The 17,945-nt window shown below is 65.8% G+C and carries 10 protein-coding genes; 6 read left to right on the top strand and 4 right to left on the bottom strand.

Annotated features, from left to right (window positions below; genetic code table 11):
* Window positions 1–34: 34 nt before the first annotated feature.
* Window positions 35–2,002, bottom strand: coding sequence for an alpha/beta fold hydrolase (locus FHY04_RS12305; RefSeq protein ID WP_183936614.1), 1,968 nt, complete (start codon window positions 2,000–2,002; stop codon window positions 35–37).
* A 269-nt stretch (window positions 2,003–2,271) separates the two neighbouring features.
* Between FHY04_RS12305 and FHY04_RS12300 the strand changes: the two genes are divergently transcribed.
* The 4 genes from FHY04_RS12300 to FHY04_RS12285 are packed head-to-tail and all read left to right on the top strand — an operon-like array spanning window position 2,272 to window position 6,408.
* Window positions 2,272–3,249, top strand: coding sequence for an SDR family oxidoreductase (locus FHY04_RS12300; RefSeq protein ID WP_183936613.1), 978 nt, complete (start codon window positions 2,272–2,274; stop codon window positions 3,247–3,249).
* Window positions 3,246–3,746: a DUF427 domain-containing protein gene (locus tag FHY04_RS12295; protein ID WP_183936612.1), complete on the top strand. Its 501-nt coding sequence runs from the start codon at window positions 3,246–3,248 to the stop codon at window positions 3,744–3,746. Before FHY04_RS12300 ends, FHY04_RS12295 begins: the two co-directional genes overlap by 4 nt.
* On the top strand, window positions 3,740–5,218 hold the full coding sequence (locus tag FHY04_RS12290; RefSeq protein ID WP_183936611.1) for a deoxyribodipyrimidine photo-lyase: 1,479 nt from the start codon (window positions 3,740–3,742) through the stop codon (window positions 5,216–5,218). Before FHY04_RS12295 ends, FHY04_RS12290 begins: the two co-directional genes overlap by 7 nt.
* A gap of 23 nt (window positions 5,219–5,241) precedes the next feature.
* A complete protein-coding gene (locus tag FHY04_RS12285) occupies window positions 5,242–6,408 on the top strand; it encodes a tryptophan halogenase family protein (RefSeq protein ID WP_260171481.1) in 1,167 nt (388 codons plus the stop codon).
* A gap of 32 nt (window positions 6,409–6,440) precedes the next feature.
* Here FHY04_RS12285 and FHY04_RS12280 read toward each other — a convergent pair whose 3' ends face one another.
* From FHY04_RS12280 to FHY04_RS12270, 3 genes are all read right to left on the bottom strand, one after another.
* Window positions 6,441–7,460 (bottom strand): cupin-like domain-containing protein, encoded by a 1,020-nt coding sequence (locus tag FHY04_RS12280; RefSeq protein WP_311724692.1) that lies wholly within the window; start codon window positions 7,458–7,460, stop codon window positions 6,441–6,443.
* Window positions 7,461–7,621: 161 nt separating this feature from the next.
* A complete protein-coding gene (locus tag FHY04_RS12275; protein WP_311724759.1) occupies window positions 7,622–9,253 on the bottom strand; it encodes an alpha-L-fucosidase in 1,632 nt (543 codons plus the stop codon).
* Window positions 9,254–9,368: 115 nt separating this feature from the next.
* Window positions 9,369–11,765: a TIM-barrel domain-containing protein gene (locus FHY04_RS12270; RefSeq protein WP_183936609.1), complete on the bottom strand. Its 2,397-nt coding sequence runs from the start codon at window positions 11,763–11,765 to the stop codon at window positions 9,369–9,371.
* Window positions 11,766–12,036: 271 nt separating this feature from the next.
* Here FHY04_RS12270 and FHY04_RS12265 point away from each other — a divergent pair, with 271 nt between their 5' ends.
* Both FHY04_RS12265 and galA read left to right on the top strand, forming a co-directional pair.
* On the top strand, window positions 12,037–14,802 hold the full coding sequence (locus FHY04_RS12265) for a TonB-dependent receptor (RefSeq protein ID WP_221211755.1): 2,766 nt from the start codon (window positions 12,037–12,039) through the stop codon (window positions 14,800–14,802).
* A 196-nt stretch (window positions 14,803–14,998) separates the two neighbouring features.
* Window positions 14,999–17,941, top strand: coding sequence for a beta-galactosidase GalA (gene galA, locus FHY04_RS12260; RefSeq protein WP_260171479.1), 2,943 nt, complete (start codon window positions 14,999–15,001; stop codon window positions 17,939–17,941).
* The last annotated feature ends 4 nt before the right edge of the window (window positions 17,942–17,945 follow it).

Below are 17,945 nucleotides of genomic sequence, written 5' to 3'. Positions count from 1 at the left end.
TGCAGTTAGGCACGGAAGCTGCCCTAAGGCCCGCCTAGATCAGCCATTCGAAAGCACGCTTCAGTCGTGCGGCACCATTGGTGTCGAACGGCTGACCATGAGCGAAGATCACCCGGTCAGGTTCGAGCGCCACGATCGCTCGCACCGCCTTTCGAGCGTCCGCGCCGCCTAGCCGTACTGGTAGCCGAAGGTATCGTGCGGTCGTGCCGTCCGTGGCGGCGGAGGCCTGCATCAATAGCCGCGTGACAGGCGGCAGCTTGTCAGCATCGAGGTTTTCGATGAGGTCGACGAGCACGAGCGTCTTGGTCTGCCGGTGGAAGAACCAAATCTCGTTGAAGCCAGCCCCTGCCGGCACCATGCCTTGATCAAGCGTGTCCGACCATTCGGCCGGGGCCGTTCCACCGAGTTCGGCATCGAACCGCACCGCCGATGCGCAGACCTGTGCCCGGTCCCGCAGTCCTGGCGCAGCCCAGGTGGTCGCATCCGGATAGGCCCGTTGCCAATCGGCAACGTAGGTCCAGTGCGCGATGTTGGGGGCAACGAGATGCCGTACCCGGCCCAGCGCTTCGACCGCCTTGGCCAGCGCGGCCGAATAGGGGGTCGGCGAATGCAGCAGCAGATCGCCGTTTTCGAGGCGGACGATCGTCATGCGCACGGGCAGCGCCAGCCCCATCGCGTTTATTGGTCCGCTGTCGACGATCCAGACGCCCTCGGCAAAAGCTTTCGGGACATCCAGTGGCGGGTAGGTCGCGCGATGCCGGGCTTGGGTATCGTCCGGGCGTCGATGACTATCCGCCAACCTCCAAAATCCAAGGGCGGCAACGCCGACAACACCCGCCGCGCCGGCGATCCGACGCCGTCTGCGCCCCTTCGAGGACGCCTGGTCGGCAAAGAAGCGTCGCATATCCGCCAGCAGGAGACCGGGCTGTTCGAGCGCCGCGAAATGGCCACCTGCCTTCATCTCGCTCCAGTGGACGATGTTGTAGGTCTTACGCGCCTGCGAGCGCGGGGGCGGCGGGAAGACGGGATCGGGGAAGGCTGCGACGCCGGTCGGCACCTTGATACGGCTGCCTGCCGGAAGTTCGCCCGAACCCTCCAGCATACGGCCGCGATACATCCAGGTGGACGTGATGAAGGACCCCTCGACGAGGTACAGCATGATGTTGGTGAGGAGCGTATCTTCATCGAACGCCTGCCAGAGATCGGGCCGACCCTGTTCATCACGCGGCACGTCCGCCCAAGCGCCGAACTTCTCCAGAATCCAGGCTGCAACGCCGACGGGGCTGTCCGACATGGCAATGCCGAGCGTCTGCGGACGCGTGCCTTGTTCGTGCGCGTAGCCGGTCTCCTCTTTGGCCAGGGTAGCACGTCGGGCCGCCCAAGCGAGTTCGTCGGGCGTCTTCGGCGATATGTCCGCCGCCTGAAGGAGAACCATGTTTAGGTGCAGCGCGGCCACGGCTTCGGGATGATCGTGCGCCATCCAGCTCCCGATCGCCGCGCCCCAGTCACCACCTTGCACCAGATAGCGGGCATCACCGAAAAGCTCGGTCATCAGACCGTGCATCAACTCGCCCGTCCGGCGCGGTCCGATCGGCGCGGCAGGGCGCCCGGAAAAGGCGTAGCCCGGAAGCGAGGGTACGACGACGTCATGGCCGTCGGCGACCAATGGCGCGATGAGCGCCTCGAATTCCATGAACGAGCCCGGCCAGCCATGCAGCAGGAGCAGGGGTGCGCGCGACCCATCGCCCCGCGCATGGATGAAATGAAGCTTTTCGCCCAGCACCTCCGTCGTGAACTGGGGTAGAGCATTCAGCCGACGTTCCTGTGCGCGCCAGTCGAACCGCATGCGCCAATGGTCCACGAGCCGCTTGAGATCCGCGAGGCCGACCCCTGACGTCCAGCTTCCGGCGTCCGGCAGCGCGCCCCAGTCGAACGCTGCGACTTTGGTGTTGATGCCGGCGAGCCGCTCGTCGGGTACTGCAATCGTAAAGGGCTTTGCCATCTCGTGTCCTAGCGTTCCAAGGGCGCGCGCCCCGTCTCAAGCAACACCAACGCACGCACCTGCGTCGCGTTCAAATCGGCCGGCAGTCCGTAGTGAGAGCACCTCTCGAAGCTCGAGCCCGATACGGTGAGATGGGTTCTGCGGCGCTCGTGGGACACCGCAGCGCCTTCAGAACGTTGAGGGGCTATGCATGATGACAGGCCAGCCCCTCCGATGCGACAGCGTCCTCCCGCCGACGCTGTGCGGCTAAGCCCCCCGAGCAAGATCCGATGAGCGCGGACCAACCACTCGCTGGACACCGGGTGGTGATCACCGGTGCATCGAGCGGTATCGGCGCGGCTACGGCGGTGGCCTTCGCGGCGGCGGGCGCACGGGTCGTTCTGGGCGCCCGCGGCAGGGAAGGGCTGGACGACATCGCTAGTCGCTGTGCCGCGGCGGGCGGCAACGCGATCGTCCGGCCCGTCGACTGTACCGATGCAGCCGCGGTGGCGACATTCGCTGCCGAGGCCCGCGACCTTCTCGGTGGCATCGACCTGTGGTTCAGCTGCGAAGGCGTTGGCGTGCTCGGCCGGTACGAGGACGTGCCGATCGCAGACCATGCCCGCGTCGTCGACGTGAACCTCGTCGCTCACATGAATGATGTGCACGCGGTGCTGCCGATCTTCCTGGCGCAGGATCGCGGCACCTGGGTCAACATGATATCTGCTGGCGGCTTCGTCGCCACGCCGTATGCGGCAGCCTATTCGGCGAGCAAGTTCGGGTTGCGCGGGTTCAGTGCGGCACTCCGCGGCGAGGTGTCAAAGCGCCCGCACATCCATATATGCGACGTCTGTCCGACCTTCGTCGACACACCCGGCGTCGACCACGCCGGCAACTATACGGGCTCACGGCTCGCGTTGCCGCCGGGTTCGCTCGCACCCGAGACGGTTGCGAAGGCCGTCGTGGGGCTCGCCACGCGACCCCGCAATCTCACCGCAGTCGGCGCGCCGGCGATCGCCTTCAAGCTGGGGGAGTTCGCGGCACCGAACCTGCTGGCGGCGATCCTGAGCGGCTTCCTCGACACCTGGTCAGCCCGCGCACCCGACGGCGACGACAGCGACGGGGTATTGTTCGAGCCGGGCGTCCCCGCCGGCCCGGATGGCGGCCGGCGCGATCCGGACCGGCGGCGCAAGGTCGCCGCTGCGACGTCCGGTATCGCGGTGCTCGGCCTTGCGGGTATCGGCATCTGGCTCGGTCGTCGCCGGTGAGCGAGACCGACCGCGATCCTTCACTCGCGCCCGGCCAGGAGAGCGTGTGGCGCTTTCCCCGCCCTCCCGTTGCCGAAGCGAGCGAGCGGTGGATCCGTATCGAGCATCGCGGTGTCCTCGTCGCCGATACGCGCCGCGCTGTCCGCACGCTGGAGACCAGTCATCCGCCCAGCTGGTACCTGCCGCCCGGCGCTCTGAGCCCAGGCCTGCTTCGCCGTTCGGAGCGACGCTCGTTCTGCGAGTGGAAGGGCCACGCCGTCTACTGGCACCTGGCGATCGGTGGCGAAGTGCTGCGCGACGTGGCGTGGAGCTATCCGGAGCCGATGCCGGCCTTTGCGGTATTGCGCGACCATGTCGCCTTCTACGCCGGTCCGCTCGATAGATGCACAGTGGACGGCGAGCAGGTGGTTCCGCAGCCCGGCGGGTTTTACGGCGGGTGGATCACGTCAGAGCTTGTCGGGCCGTTCAAGGGCATACCGGGCAGCATGGGATGGTGACCGCCGTCCTGCTTGCCGGCCTTCGCGACTGGCGAGAAGCGCCGCGCGTGCGGACGCTGAACGACCGCGCGGTGAACGCTAGCGGCCGATACGTCCTGTGCTGGCTGCAACAGGCACTGCGGGCGCGCGACAATCCGGTGATTGATGCGAGCATTATGCTCGGCAACGCGCTCGGTTTGCCGGTCTTGGTGTACCACGGCGTGCGCGAGGATTATCCCTATGCCTCCGACCGGCTGCACCACTTCATCCTGGCGGCGAGCCGAGATCTCGGCGCAGGATGCCGGAGGCGTGGTCTAGCGTGCGTTCAGCACGTAGATCGGGCTGGGCACCGCGAAAAAGGTCTCGTGCACCGGCTTGGCGCCGATGCGGCGGCGATCCTGGTCGAGGACCAGCCGACCTTCGTCGCCCGCTGGCAGTCCGAGCGGGTGGCCGCCCGCGCCGCGGCGCCGGTCTACGCAGTCGAGGCTGCGTGCCTGGTACCCCCGGCCGTGCTGGGCGGCGACATCCGTGGACGATCGGGGTTCCTGCGACGCCACGAACCCGAGCGCTCCAATTGGGTGGAGACGGAGGAGGCGGTGCCGGAACAGCCCGCTTACGCCGGGACGCTGCCCTTCACGCCGGACAGGTTGGACACATGCGATCTCGACGCGCTGGTGACCAGTCTCGCGATCGATCATACGGTGCCGGTCAGCGACCTGCACCCGGCTGGCCGGAGCGCGGCAGAGGAACGGCTGCGGCGGCTGGTGACCGAGGTGCTGCCCGGCTATGCCGCAGCGCGCAACGACGCCACGCGCGCGGACGGCGCCAGCGGATTGTCGCCCTATCTGCACTTTGGTGTGCTGGGCCCGCGCGAGGTGATGGCCGCAGTCGCCGCGGCTGATGCAGGTAGCAGGCACAAGGCAAAGTTCGCCGACGAGCTTCTCGGATGGCGCGAGTGGTTCCACTACCAGGCGCGGGATCTTGCCGCGCCGGAGCGCTACGACCGCGTCGCCGGCTGGGCAGTCGACACGCTCGCAGAGCATGCCGCCGATCCCCGACCCGAATTGGAGACATTGAGCGCGATGCTTCACGGCGAGACGCGCGACGAGACGTGGAATGCCTGCCAGAAGCAGTTCCTCGTCGACGGCTGGATGCACAACAACCTGCGGATGTATTGGGGCAAACGCATCATCGCGATGACGCCCAGCCCGGAAGCGGCATGGTCCACAGCCTGCTATCTCAACGACCGGCTCAGCCTCGACGGTCGCGACCCGTCGACCTACAGCAACATCGCCGCGATGTTCGCGGGCTCGCCATCGGATCGCGAGCGACCGATCTACGGGCACGTCTCGACACGCGGCGACGGCTCAACGCGGCGCAGGGACGGCGGCGACGAATGGCTCACTGCCGCAGCGTCAAGGGCGGTGCCGCGGGTATCGGTTCCGGCGGAGGTGCCGGTCGATCCGTATCTCACCGGCGAGCCGACTGTCTGAGCGGTCGTTCGGCAGGGGGGGCTTTGACCTGGAGATGCGGCCGAACAAACGCCTGCATTCCCGGCCTTTCCGTCACAGTTTCCCCTGCGTCACCACCGCGCCCGTCTTCACCCGACCACAGCCGCGCCGGCTCGCCGCTCGGGACGATCAGTTACGCGTTCCAGTTCGACGCCTCGCTCTACGCCCGCTACCTGCGCGAGCGGGCCGAGGCCAGTGGCGTACGGCGCACCGAAGGGCGTATCGTCGATGTCGCCCTCGAAAGCGGCAATGGTCATGTCCAGGCGGTGACACTGGAGGACGGCAGCCGCGTTGCGGGCGACCTGTTCATCGACTGTTCGGGCTTTCGCGGCCTCCTGATCAGCGAGGCGCTTGGCGCCGGCTTCGAGGACTGGAGCCATTGGCTGCCCTGCGATCGCGCGGTGGCGCGCGCCTGTCGCCGGACCGCCGACCCGCTTCCGTTCACCCGCGCCACCGCCAAGGCGGCGGGCTGGCAATGGCGCATCCCACTCCAGTCCCGCACCGGCAACGGCTTCGTCTACTGCTCCGATCACCTGAGCGACGATGCAGCGCTCGACGGTCTGAACGCCGCGCTCGACGGTGATCCTCTGTCGGAGCCCAACTTCCTGAAGTTCAAGGCCGGCATCCGTCACAAGGCCTGGGACCGCAACGTCGTGGCGCTCGGTCTGGCGAGCGGCTTTCTCGAACCGCTCGAATCGACGTCGATCCACCTGATCCAGTCGGCAATTGCGCGCCTGCTGACCAACTTCCCGGATCGGCGTTTCAACCAGCACGACATCGACTATTATAACCGCCGCACGCGTGTCGAATATGAGCAGGTGCGCGACTTCATCATCCTGCATTATGCCACCACGACCCGCGATGATTCGCCGCTGTGGCGCTACTGCCGGAGCATGGCTTTGCCCACGTCTCTCGAAGAGCGCATCGCGATATTTCGCGAGAATGGTCGGCTATATCGCCATGACAATGAACTGTTCAGCGAGACGAGCTGGCTCGCGGTCATGCACGGGCAGGGCCTTGTTCCCAGACGCTACCACCCGCTCGCCGATCTGCTGCCCGAAGACGAACTCGACAAGCGCATGGCGCACATCGCAAATGCGATGCGGCTGGCGGTCGACCGTATGCCCTCGCACCAGCAGTTCCTCGACCAGATTGGTCGTCCTGCGGCTTGATGTCGGGCCGGCAGAGGTGACGCCGGGAGGGCTTATCGCGCGCCTAGTGCGTGGAGCAGATACTGCTTGATGCGATCCGTCCGCGACGGCGACGCCGCCCCGAGCACGCCGCGTGCTGCCTCGGGCAGGTGATCGGCAACCCGGTCGGCCGCGTCGTCGAACGCATAATGATCGAACCATTTCCACCATACCGCGCGCTCGCGCGGCGGTAGGTCGCGTACCGCCACCAGCGCATGGATCATCGCGGTAAACGGACTCGTCGCCTCGGTCCCTTCGGCCCAATAATTCACCAATATGTTGAGCGGCTCGTACGAGCGCACATTGTGCCACCACAGTGCCGGAATGAAGATCGCGTCGCCCGGCCCAAGGTCCGCGACCCGCGCATGGCGCATCGCCTCGGCAAAGCGCGGGTAGCGTTCCAGGTCGGGTTCATCGGGGTCGACCATGCTCGCCGGCTGCCCCGCCATCGTATGATCGAGCGGCCCGACATAGAGATTTTCGAGCTGTTCGGGCGGGAACAGGACGAAGCGGCGACGGCCCGCCACGACGCACGCCAGGTTTGCCGATCCGTCGTAATGCGTCGAAATCCGCGTCGCGTTGCCGATCCACACCCGCGCCTTCGCGCCCGGTAGCGTCAGGTCGAGCGGGTTTGCCTCGCTCCAGCCGGGCAGGAGCTGTCCTGTCGGCGCAGACCCAGCATAGAGAACGGGCGCTGCAGGATCATTTTCAAAACGAAGCAATTCCGACAGCAGCAACCGCAACGGAACCATCTGACGGTTGAAGTTGAAGCCCTGGACGGCATCGTCGTAGAAGAAGCGGCCCTGTATCTCGGGCCGCCCCGCCATCACCTGCACAGGGACACCACCGTCGAACTTCTCCATGTATTGCGCCGCGCTCCGGGCATCGCCGCGTGCCGCCTCGACGGACGGCCAGGCGGAGACTTGACCACGCAGGACTACCGGCTCACCACGGTTGAGGATTTCGGCTTCGAACGTTGCTGAGTCCACCCGCGCACGCTCGGCAAGCGGGCGCGCCCAGTCCAGATTGCTCACCCCTCGTCATCCTTTCATCCCGCTCCGCCAAGACGTTTGGCGCTGCGCTACCCAGGTTTCTCCGGATATACCTGGCTGGGAAGCTGGTGGCGACCGCGTATTCGATCTTCGAACGTCCGCACGAGGGGGAGCAATGGCCGAGCCCCGAAAAACCCGACGCCCTAGACCAGGCCGCGGCCCTCGATTTTCACGACCGGAACGAAGCCGTCACCGCGGTCGGCAGGCATTGCGAAATGCAGGCCGTGCGGGTCGCGGCGGTGCGCTATGCGGTCGCCGCCGAGCAACGTGACGCGCTCGACGACGCCGTCGGCGAAGCGGTGGCGTGCAAGGGCCTCGATCGTCACGTCGCCGCGTGGCCAGCCGAGGAACAGCGCATAGAGCGCGCCCTTGTTCGTGGTGAAGCGCACGTCGCGCGGCGTGAACACCCCCGCAGACTGCTCGTTCTGCATCCCCGTCTGCAGCTTGGTCGGGCCTTCGCCGTAGATCCGCCACGGTTGCGAGCCGAAGATCGCCTCGTCGTTGATCGCAATCCAGCGGCTCATGCCGTCGAGGATCTTTTCCTCCTCGCCGTCGATCGAGCCGTCCCCGGGCTGCGGGATCGAGAGCAGCAGATTGCCGTTCTTCGACACCACGTCGGCAAGCCGCTGGATGACCTGCTCGGCGGTCTTGTAGCTTTTGTCGTTCAGGCGCGCGACATTGTAGAACCAGTCGCCGATACATGTATCGGTCTGCCACGGCTCGTCCCACAGATGGTCGGTGAAGCCGCGTTCGACGTCCTGCACCAGGCCAAACCGGGCATAGGGCTTCAACTGCTTGGCGGTCAGCACGACATCGATCTTGCCGTGCCAGGCGATCGACCGATTATAGTAGTCCGCCGCCGCCTGCAGCCCGATCGGGCCGAACGGCAGCTCGTAATCGTCGAAATAGCAGAAGTCCGGCTTGTACTTGTCGATCAGGTCGGTCTGCCGCAGCAGCCATTTCGCGGCATAGGACGGGTCGTTCGGCGGCGGCGTCTCGATCCACTGGCCGTCATGCGCATCGTGCCATGCGTTCATCGCCGCAATGGTGTCGATTCCGTTCGGCAGGACCGCGTGCGCGCCCGTATAGAGCTGCTGCGGATCTAACCCGTCCCACCATGTACCGTGGCCATCGGCGGCGCGGAGCGTGAACGCGTCGTAGCGCTGTCCCTCGCGCGGCCCGACCGGATCATAGCCATAGGCGGTCTGATACCAGTGCCAGCTATGCGCCGCATGGTTCGAGACACCGAACTTCAGCCCGGCCTTGCGCGCGGCCTTTTCCCAGATGCCGACGACGTCGCGCTTCGGCCCGACGCGGAGTGAATTCCAGGCGTGATAGCGACTGTCGTAGCAGTCGAGATTGTCGTGATGATTGGCGAGCGAGACGAAATATTTCGCGCCGGCCCTGGCATAGCGGGCGATCAGCGCATCGGGATCCCAGCGCGCCGCGGTCCAGCGGTTCATCACCTCCATCATCCCCGATCGGGTCGGATGGCCATAGGTCTTGAGGTGATGTTCGTACGCCGGATGGCCCTGCATATACATGAAGCGCCCATACCAGTCGCCTTGCTCGGGCACCGATTGCGGGCCCCAATGCGACCACAGGCCAAGCTTCGCATCGCGGAACCATTCGGGGTAGCGATAGTGATCGACCAGCGATTGCCAGGTCGGCTGCACCGGGCCGCGCGCCAGCCCCATCGGGCTTTGCGCGAGTGCGTGCGTTGCGGGCCCGAGTGCGGCGATGCCGGCGAGAACCGAACGACGGCTGAGATCGATGCTCACGGGGTCGCAACGAATCCGACGGCCGCGCCGGCAGAGGACGCACGCAGCGTCCTGGGATGCGCAGCCGTCGGCAACCCGGACCAGAGCCGTGCGGTAGCGGGGATACCGATCACTTCGGTGCCACGATCTGGACCAGGGATCCGGCGTCCTGCCCGGTCGGCAGCTTGCCCGACGCGGTCAGGCGCCGGGTCTTGTCGTCCCAGCGGAGGGTCGCCTTGCGGCCGCCCTTGGTCCGATAGTCGTTGGTCACGCCGTCGTCGTCGTAGAGCGCGAAACTGGCATCCGCGCCGGGATAGACGCGAATGGCCTCAAGCGACTGCGCCGTCGCGGTGCTCGGGACCTGGACGCCCATCGGAATGATCGACCCGGCGCGCACGAACAGCGGGATCCTGTCGATCGCTGCGTTCGCGGTGACGGTCTGCCCACCGGTAAAGCGCTGGTTGGTCCAGTAATCATACCAGTCCGCCCCGGCCGGCAGATAGACCTGGCGGGTCGTCTTGCCCTGTTCGGTGACGGGGGCGACGAGGAAGGCGGGGCCGAACATATACTCATCGCCCATGTCGGCGACGTTGGGATCGTTCGGGAAATCCATGAACAGCGCGCGCATCATCGGCGCATTGCTCTCATAGGTGTGGCGCCCGAGCGAATAGATGTACGGCATCAGCGAATAGCGCAGCTTCAGGAAGTTCGCGAGAACGAGTTCGGCCGCGGTACCATATTCCCAGAGTGCAGTGGCCGGGCGCTGGCCGTGGATCCGCAAGGTCGGCGTGAACACGCTATAGGCGAACCAGCGTGTGAACAGCTCGGGATAATCCGCATAGTCGGGCGCCATCGCGGTCGCGCCTGCCGGATCGAGCAGCACCGGACGGGTCGCCTTGGGCCCGTTCGGCCATTGCCAGCCGCCGATGTCGCTGCCCCAATAGGCCATGCCGCTCGCGGTGAAGCCAAGCCCGGCGGGCACCTGCCGGTGCAGCGCCTCCCAGGTCGACTTGATGTCCGACGACCAGAACAGCCCGCCATTGCGCTGGGCGCCGAGATAGGCGGCGCGCGACAGGATCAGGTTGCGCATGGTGGGGCGATCCCGTGCCGACCCGTCTGCGACGCTCATCGTGTGGAGCAGCGGAAAGACGTTGTGATAACGGTCGCCCGAACCGATCGAATAGAAGCTGCCGTCGGGCACGAGATCGGGCTCGGTCTCGTCGAGCCAGAACCAGTCGAAGCCCTGGCTGGCGATATTGTCGCGGATCCGCTCCCAGAACCAGTTGCGCGCGTCGGGGTTGGTGCTGTCGAGCAACGCGCCGGCACGATCGGACCGGATCGGCAGTCCGTCGACGGCGTTGCCATCCTTGTCCTTCAGCAGCCAGGACTTGCTCGACAGCAGATTGAAGTAGCGCGATTCCTTTTCGAAGCGGGGCCAGACGCTGATGATCGAGTGCATCCCCATCGCCTTGAGCTTGTCGTTCATGCCCTTGGGATCGGGAAAATAGGTGCGGTCGATGTCGAGCTGACCCATGCGCGACCAGTAGAACCAGTCGAGCACCATGATGTCGAGCGGCAGGCCACGGCTGCGATACCCGTCAGCGATGCCGAGCAGTTCCTTCTCTGTCTCGTACCGCGCCTTGCTTTGGATAAGCCCGAACGCGGCCTTTGGCGGCAGCGGGGTCGTCCCGGTCAGCGTGGCGTAGCCGGCATAGATCTCGTCGGTGGTCGCGCCGGTGATGACGAAGAACGAGACGCGCTCGCCGACTTCCGACTGCCAGTGCGTCGCACTGTGCAGGCCGGGGGACACGACGGTCGAGGATGGATTGTCCCAGACGATGCCATAGCCCTTGTTGGTGACCATGAACGGCACGCAGACCGTCTCGCCCGCGGGCGCATCGTAATTATGGCGGCAGTCGATCGTGCGGCCGCGCAGGTCGAGCTTGCCTTCCTGGTTCTGGCCCAGCCCGTAATAATGCTCGTCGGCGGGGGAGGCGAAGCTTGCACCGACGCGGAACGTCTTTTCGCCGTTGACGGTATGCGGCCCCATCTCCCACCCGGTCATCTGCGTCAGCATCGTGCCGTCGGGCTTGCGGATCGTCACCGACACTGGCGGCAGCGATGGCGCGAAATAGCGCTCCATCTGGGTGGGGGCCTTGGGCCAGGGCTTGGCATCGACCGAAAGCGACAGCGCGGCGGACGTGAAGATATCGGCGCCTGCGTCGTTGCGGTGCGTCCAGCCCGCGGCATTGGGCTTGGCGTTGGGACCGTCGCCCGGGGGGGCGTCGACCTGCCCGCGGTCGGTCGCGATCGTCACGCGGACGATGTTGGGGGCATAGGCCTCGACCGAAACCAGGCTGCCGTTGCGATCGACCGTCGCGATCGGCGCTGCGAACCCGCTCGTCGCAATCGTCGCCAGCGAAACCCCGAGGGCAAATCGCGCGATCAGGCGTGACCAGCCCGGCGATACCGTGCTTCGGGAATCGTCGGACGGCTGCGTGACGACACGGGCTGGGGCGATATGCATTGAATTCCTCTCCGCGGGTCTGTGCCCGTTATGGTACCGCAAACTTCGCCAAAGCGGCAAATTTGTCGTATAATTGCAGGTCCGCGCTACAGATCAACCGAATTCTCTGCCAAAAATATGACTTGTCAGACAATTCGTCCATTGATACCGATACCACACTTCGACCGCAGAGCGCTTCATGGCTCAAAATGCGGCACAAATTTCGAGCGGTGGTCCGTTCGGTATCCTGGGGAGATGGTGTTTGAACCGCGTAAAATTCCGTTCGGCTTGTGTGCTCAAGGCTCTGGCAAGCGGGGCATCTGCCCTCGCAATTGTCTCGGCATTCACGGTAGCCGCGAGCGCCCAGCAGGCGCCCGCTATCGTTCCCGACACGGCTGAAGAGGTCGCCCCGTCACCGATCGATCAGGGCGCGCAAGCGGGTACCGTCGCACCGAGCGGCGACGTTGCGAATGCGAATGCGGATGCGGACATCGTAGTCACCGGGGTCCGCGCCAGCCTTCGGAGCGCACAGGCGCGCAAGCGCAACGCCAGCCAGATCATCGATTCGATCGTCGCAGAAGACATCGGCAAGCTGCCCGACAACAACGTGTCCGAGGCGCTGCAGCGGATCAGCGGCATCCAGATCGAGCGTAACCAGGGCGAGGGCAGCCGGATCGCGATCCGCGGCCTGACCCAGGTCCGTACCGAGCTGAACGGTCGCGACTATTTCACCGCGGGCGACGGCCGCACGATCAGCCTTGAGGATATTCCCTCCGAACTGCTCGCCGGGATCGACGTCTACAAGAACCCCGCCGCCGACGTGATCGAGGGCGGTCTGGGCGGCACGGTCAACCTGCGCACGCGGATGCCGTTCGACTTTTCGAAGCCGACGATCAGCGGTAGCGCGCGGGTCACGCATCACGATCTCGCGGACAAGACCAAGACCTCGTTCTCGGGTCTGATCACCGACACCTACCAGACCGGTCTGGGCGAGATCGGCTTCCTGCTCAACGGATCGCTCCAGCGCGGCGCCTATCGCACCGATGCCTTGTCGATCGAACCCTATCAGCTGCGGACCGGCATCGTCGATCGGACCGGAAACGGCAGCACGGCCGATGCCGCCGACGCGGTGATCGTGCCCAACGGCGTCGGCCAGTTCAACAATGTCGGCGATCGCCGCCGCATCGGCATTTCCGCGGCCGTCCAGTGGAAGCCTGCCGACAATCTCGAAGTCTACGGCCAGTTCGACTATGCCAACTACAAGTTCAACCAGGTCGGTTATCTCGTCTACCCGTTCGGCCGCGGCGGTGCGCCGATCACGCCGGGGCCGGCGAGCAGCTTCACGTTCGACGAGAATGGCGAGTTCCAGAGCGGCACGTTCCAGAACGTGTTTGTCGAGGGCAATACCTATCGCAGCGATCGCCGTTCGAAGACCGCATCCTATTCGGGCGGGCTCAAGTTCAATCCGACGAGCCAGCTCACGCTGACCACGGATGTCAGCTATGTCGACAGCCGGACGAAGACGGAGTTCTTCGCGCTCGGCGTTGGCAGTGATCAGCCCAACACGCTCAGCGTCGACATTACCGGCAAACTGCCCGTGATCGGCGTGACCGGGGCAGGGTCGCCCAGCTTTCTCACCGATCCGGCGAACTTCTCCTATCTCTACATCCTCGATTCCAGCAGCCGCAGCCACAACGACCAATGGTCGGTACGGCAGGACGTCGAATATGAGACGGATGGCGGCTTCTTCACGTCGATCAAGGCGGGTGTGCGGTACACCAAGCTGAACGCGGTCGTCGAAAATCCGGTGTTCGGCTATGTCGACCTGTTCGATACGCCACGCGTGCCGCGTACGCCGCTCTCGGCGATCCCCGGCTATTACAATCCCGTGCCGGTGAAGAACTTCTTCCGCGGCGATGCGGCCGGGCTGGGCAGCTTCCTGATCCCGCCGTTCGACGTGATCCGCGGCGATTTGAACGCGGTGCGCCAGACCTTCGCCTCCTATTATCCCAACGGGCAGGTCGCCGTTCCGGAATATCTGCCGACCGGTCGCAACGACGTCTCGGAGCAGACGATCGGCGGCTATTGGGTTGCGCGGTTCAAGTCCGAGACCATCCTGCCGTTCGACGGCAATCTCGGTGTGCGCATCGTGAATACCAAGACCAACGTCGCCGGCTTCCAGACGCCGTCGGGCGGTCCAACGATTCCGATCGATCAGACCAACAGCTACACCTCGGTGCTGCCGAGCCTGAACATCCGCTTCCCGATCACCGAGACGCTGCAGCTGCGCCTGGCCGCGTCGAAGGGCCTGACGCGACCAGATTACAACCTGCTCAACTCGGTCCTGACGTTCGATCCCGTCAGCCGGCGGGGCTCGTCGGGTAATCCGGATCTGAAGCCGCTGCGCGCGGATCAGCTCGACGTCTCGTTCGAATGGTATTTCAACAAGACCAGCTCGGTCTACGCGGCCGCCTTCTATAAGGCGGTCAACGGCTTCATCGCGCGCGTGGACGATCCGGTGGTCATCGATGGCACGCAATATCAGATCAACCGGCCAGTCAACGGCGCGAACGGCAAGATCAAGGGGTTCGAAGTCGGCTATCAGCAGTTCTTCGATTTCCTGCCGGGGCCGCTGTCCGGCTTCGGGGTGCAGGCCAACTACACCTATGTGGACTCCAAGGCGCCCAATCCGAGCGCCGGTGCGATCCCCGGCGCGCCGATCTCGGTGCCGCTCGAGGGGCTGTCGAAGAACAGCTACAATCTGGTCGGCATCTACGAGAAATACGGCCTGTCGGCGCGCGTCGCATACAACTGGCGCGACGATTACGTCCGCACCACGTCGGCCAGCGGGACGGGCAATCTGCCGATCTACGACCGGGCGTTCGGCCAGCTCGACGCTTCGATCAGCTACGACGTCACGCCCAACATCACCGCGTCTGTGGATGCCACCAACCTGCTCAATACGCGGCGTGAGACGTTCTTCGGGTTGGACAGCCGGCCGCGCGACTATTCGGTCGTCGATCGCCGCTTCGGCGCGACGCTCCGCGTAAACTACTGACCGGCCGAAGACCGGGGGTCTCGAAAGGCTCCCGGGCTTCTGGCGCGATCCCGTGCGATGTCGCGACCTAGACCTGTAGCGTACACCGCGATCCGCGCCGTGGGGGTTGCAATGTCGTCGCCAGGGCGCCCACCAGTGTCCGACGAATGCGAACGCCAGCATTGACGGTGCAACGAACGGGGCTCGCCCGGCAGCGATGGATAGGAAGCCAGAGATGACGGATGCGCACGAGACGGGTCGGCTGAACCGGCGGCACTTCCTTGGAAGCGGCACCGCGATCGGCATGGCGCTGGCGGCGGACGGTGTCGCTCAGGGCGCACCGGTGCGGGCGCCAGCGATCGGCGCATTGCCGATGCCGGCGACCCGCGACGACCTGCCGCTGCGCGCGCCGGTCGAGGATCCCAGCCGGCTGCTGCTCGATCGCAGATGGCGCTTTCACCTCGGCGATATCCCGATGCCGGAAATCCGCGGCCATGGCTGGTCCTACAACAGCGCCAAGGCGGGGCAGGCGCAGGGTGCGGCGGCGATGCAATATGACGACTCGGACTGGCCCGAGGTCGATCTGCCGCACGACTGGGCGTCGACGATGCCGTTCGAGGAAAGTGCCAATGTCTCGCAGGGCTATCGCCGGCGCGGCTTCGGCTGGTACCGGCGCGCGCTGCGGCTCGATCCCGCGGACCGGGGGCGGTATCTCGAGTTGCAGTTCGGGGGGATCGCGACGAATGCGACGATCTGGTTCAATGGATCGATCGTCGCGCACAACTGGAGCGGCTATAACTCGGTCTATGTCGACATCACCGATCTGGCGCGGTTCGGCGACGATCTGAACAGTATCGTCGTGCGGGTCGATGCGCAGACGATGGAGGGATGGTGGTACGAGGGCGCCGGGCTGTACCGCCATGTCTGGCTGGCGAAACGCGATGCGACCTACATCGCGACCGATGGCATCCACGCCGACCCGCGCCGCGCCGCCGATGGCACATGGAGCGTCCCCGTCACCGCGACGCTCGGCAATATCGGCAAGATCCCGGCCGAGGCGAGCATCGAGGTGTCGCTGATCGATCCCGCCGGCCGCACGATCGCGACGCAGACCGCTTTGGCGCACCTGCCGTCTTTGAAGCCCGGCACGGTCACGCTGACGATCCCGGTCCCCGCGCCACGGCTATGGTCGATCAACACGCCGACGCTCTACACGCTGCGGACGCGGCTGATGCGCGGCGGCAAGCCCGTCGACGAACGCACGTTGCGGATCGGGTTTCGCACGCTGCGTTTCGACGCCGCGACGGGCTTCCATCTCAACGACCGTCCGCTCAAGATCAAGGGTACGTGCAACCACCAGGATCATGCCGGTGTCGGCGTCGCGGTGCCCGATTCGCTGTGGGACTGGCGATTGCGCCGTCTGAAGGACCTGGGATGCAACGCGATCCGCTTCGCGCATAGCGCGATCGCGACCGAGGTGCTCGACGCGTGCGACCGGCTCGGCTTCCTGGTGATGAGCGAGAACCGCAACTTCAACACCAGCCCCGATTACATCGACCAGCTCGAATGGCTCGTCCGCCGCGATCGCAACCGGCCAAGCGTGTTCATGTGGTCGGTGTTCAACGAGGAGCCGATGCAGGGGACGCCCGCCGGCTACGAAATGGTCCGCCGCATGTCGGTCGCGGTGAAGGCGCTCGACGAGAGCCGCCCGGCCACCGCCGCTATGAACAGCGGCATGTTCGCCCCGGTCAATGTCAGCCAGGCGGTCGACGTGGTCGGCTTCAATTATCAGCGCGACCAGTATGACCGGTTCCACGCCGCCAACCCGACGCTGCCGCTGACGAGTTCGGAGGACACCAGCAGTTTCATGACGCGCGGGGCTTGGGAGACCGACCGCGCCGCGCACGTGATGGCGTCGTATGACGAGGAACCGGCGGACTGGGGCAGCACCCACCGCGACGGCTGGAAATCGGTCGCCGAGCGGCCGTTCGTCGCGGGGACCTTCGTATGGACCGGCTTCGATTATCACGGTGAGCCAACCCCGTTCGAATGGCCGTCCGCGGGCAGCTATTTCGGGATCATGGACCTGTGCGGCTTTCCCAAGATGGCGTTCTATCTGCACCGCGCACAGTGGATCGACGACGTGCCGCTGCTCGATCTGATGCCGCACTGGAATTGGCCCGGGCGCGAGGGGCAGGCGGTCAAGGTGATGGCGCTGACCAATGTCGAGTCCGTGCGGCTGATGCTTAATGGCGGTCTGATCGGCGAGCAGAAGGTCGATCGCTACACGATGCCGAGCTGGCAGGTGCCCTATGCGCCGGGCCGGCTCGAGGCGATCGGCTATCGCGGCGGACGCGAGGTCGCGCGCAGCGTGGTCGAGACGACCGGCGCGGCGGTGGCGCTGCGGATCACGCCAGACCGGCGTGCGATGGCGGCGGATGGCGAGGACGTGCAGCCGTACACGATCGACGCGGTCGATGCGCGCGGCCGGCATGTCCCGACCGCCAATCTCGACGTCACCTTCGCGTTGAGCGGGGGCGCGATCATCGGCCTCGGCAATGGCGATCCGGTCAGCCACGAAGCCGAACAGGGCAATCGTCGGCGCCTGTTCAACGGCCTGGCGCAGGTGATCGTTCGCGCGGGCGGCGGCGGCGCGGGCACCGTCAAGCTCTCGGCCAGCGCGGCGGGATTGCGCCCGGCCATCAGCATTGTGCGTCGCCTCGCCACGCCGGCTCGTCCGTTCGTCGCGCCCGCCCGCATGACGCTGACGGTGCAGGACTGGCGGCAGTCGCCTGCCGCCACCGCCAAACCGTCGCCCGACATCGTGCTGGCGGACAATGACATGAATAGCTGGCTCTATGTCCGCGCAGGCGAGATCCAGCCGCCGCAGGGCAGTGGCCGCTGGACCGTGCTGCGCGCCAAGCTCATCCCGCACCGCGGCACGCGCGAACGGGGCGGGACGATCGTGTTCAAGGATCTGGTCGGGCGCGGCGAAATCTGGATCGACGGCAAGCGCGCCGCGACGAAGCCCGATTTCGCCGCCGCCACATTGCGCGCCGCCTTTCCGCCAGGACCCGGCGAGCGGACCGTCACCCTCCTGCTCGAAAGCGACGGCACGGTCGCATCGGGTCTGGGCGGCCTCGTCTTCGTCGAGGACTGATCCG

The sequence above is a fragment of the Sphingomonas sp. BK481 genome (assembly GCF_014194875.1).
In the GTDB taxonomy this organism is placed as follows: domain Bacteria; phylum Pseudomonadota; class Alphaproteobacteria; order Sphingomonadales; family Sphingomonadaceae; genus Sphingomonas; species Sphingomonas aerolata.
This window is presented reverse-complemented; position numbering and strand designations above follow the sequence as displayed.

Coding starts and splice junctions, on each gene's coding strand:
- FHY04_RS12300 (WP_183936613.1), top strand. CDS start 2,272: ATGAGCGCGGACCAACCACTCGCTGGACACCGGGTGGTGATCACCGGT.
- galA (WP_260171479.1), top strand. CDS start 14,999: ATGGATAGGAAGCCAGAGATGACGGATGCGCACGAGACGGGTCGGCTG.
- FHY04_RS12305 (WP_183936614.1), bottom strand. CDS start 2,002: ATGGCAAAGCCCTTTACGATTGCAGTACCCGACGAGCGGCTCGCCGGC.
- FHY04_RS12290 (WP_183936611.1), top strand. CDS start 3,740: ATGGTGACCGCCGTCCTGCTTGCCGGCCTTCGCGACTGGCGAGAAGCG.
- FHY04_RS12270 (WP_183936609.1), bottom strand. CDS start 11,765: ATGCATATCGCCCCAGCCCGTGTCGTCACGCAGCCGTCCGACGATTCC.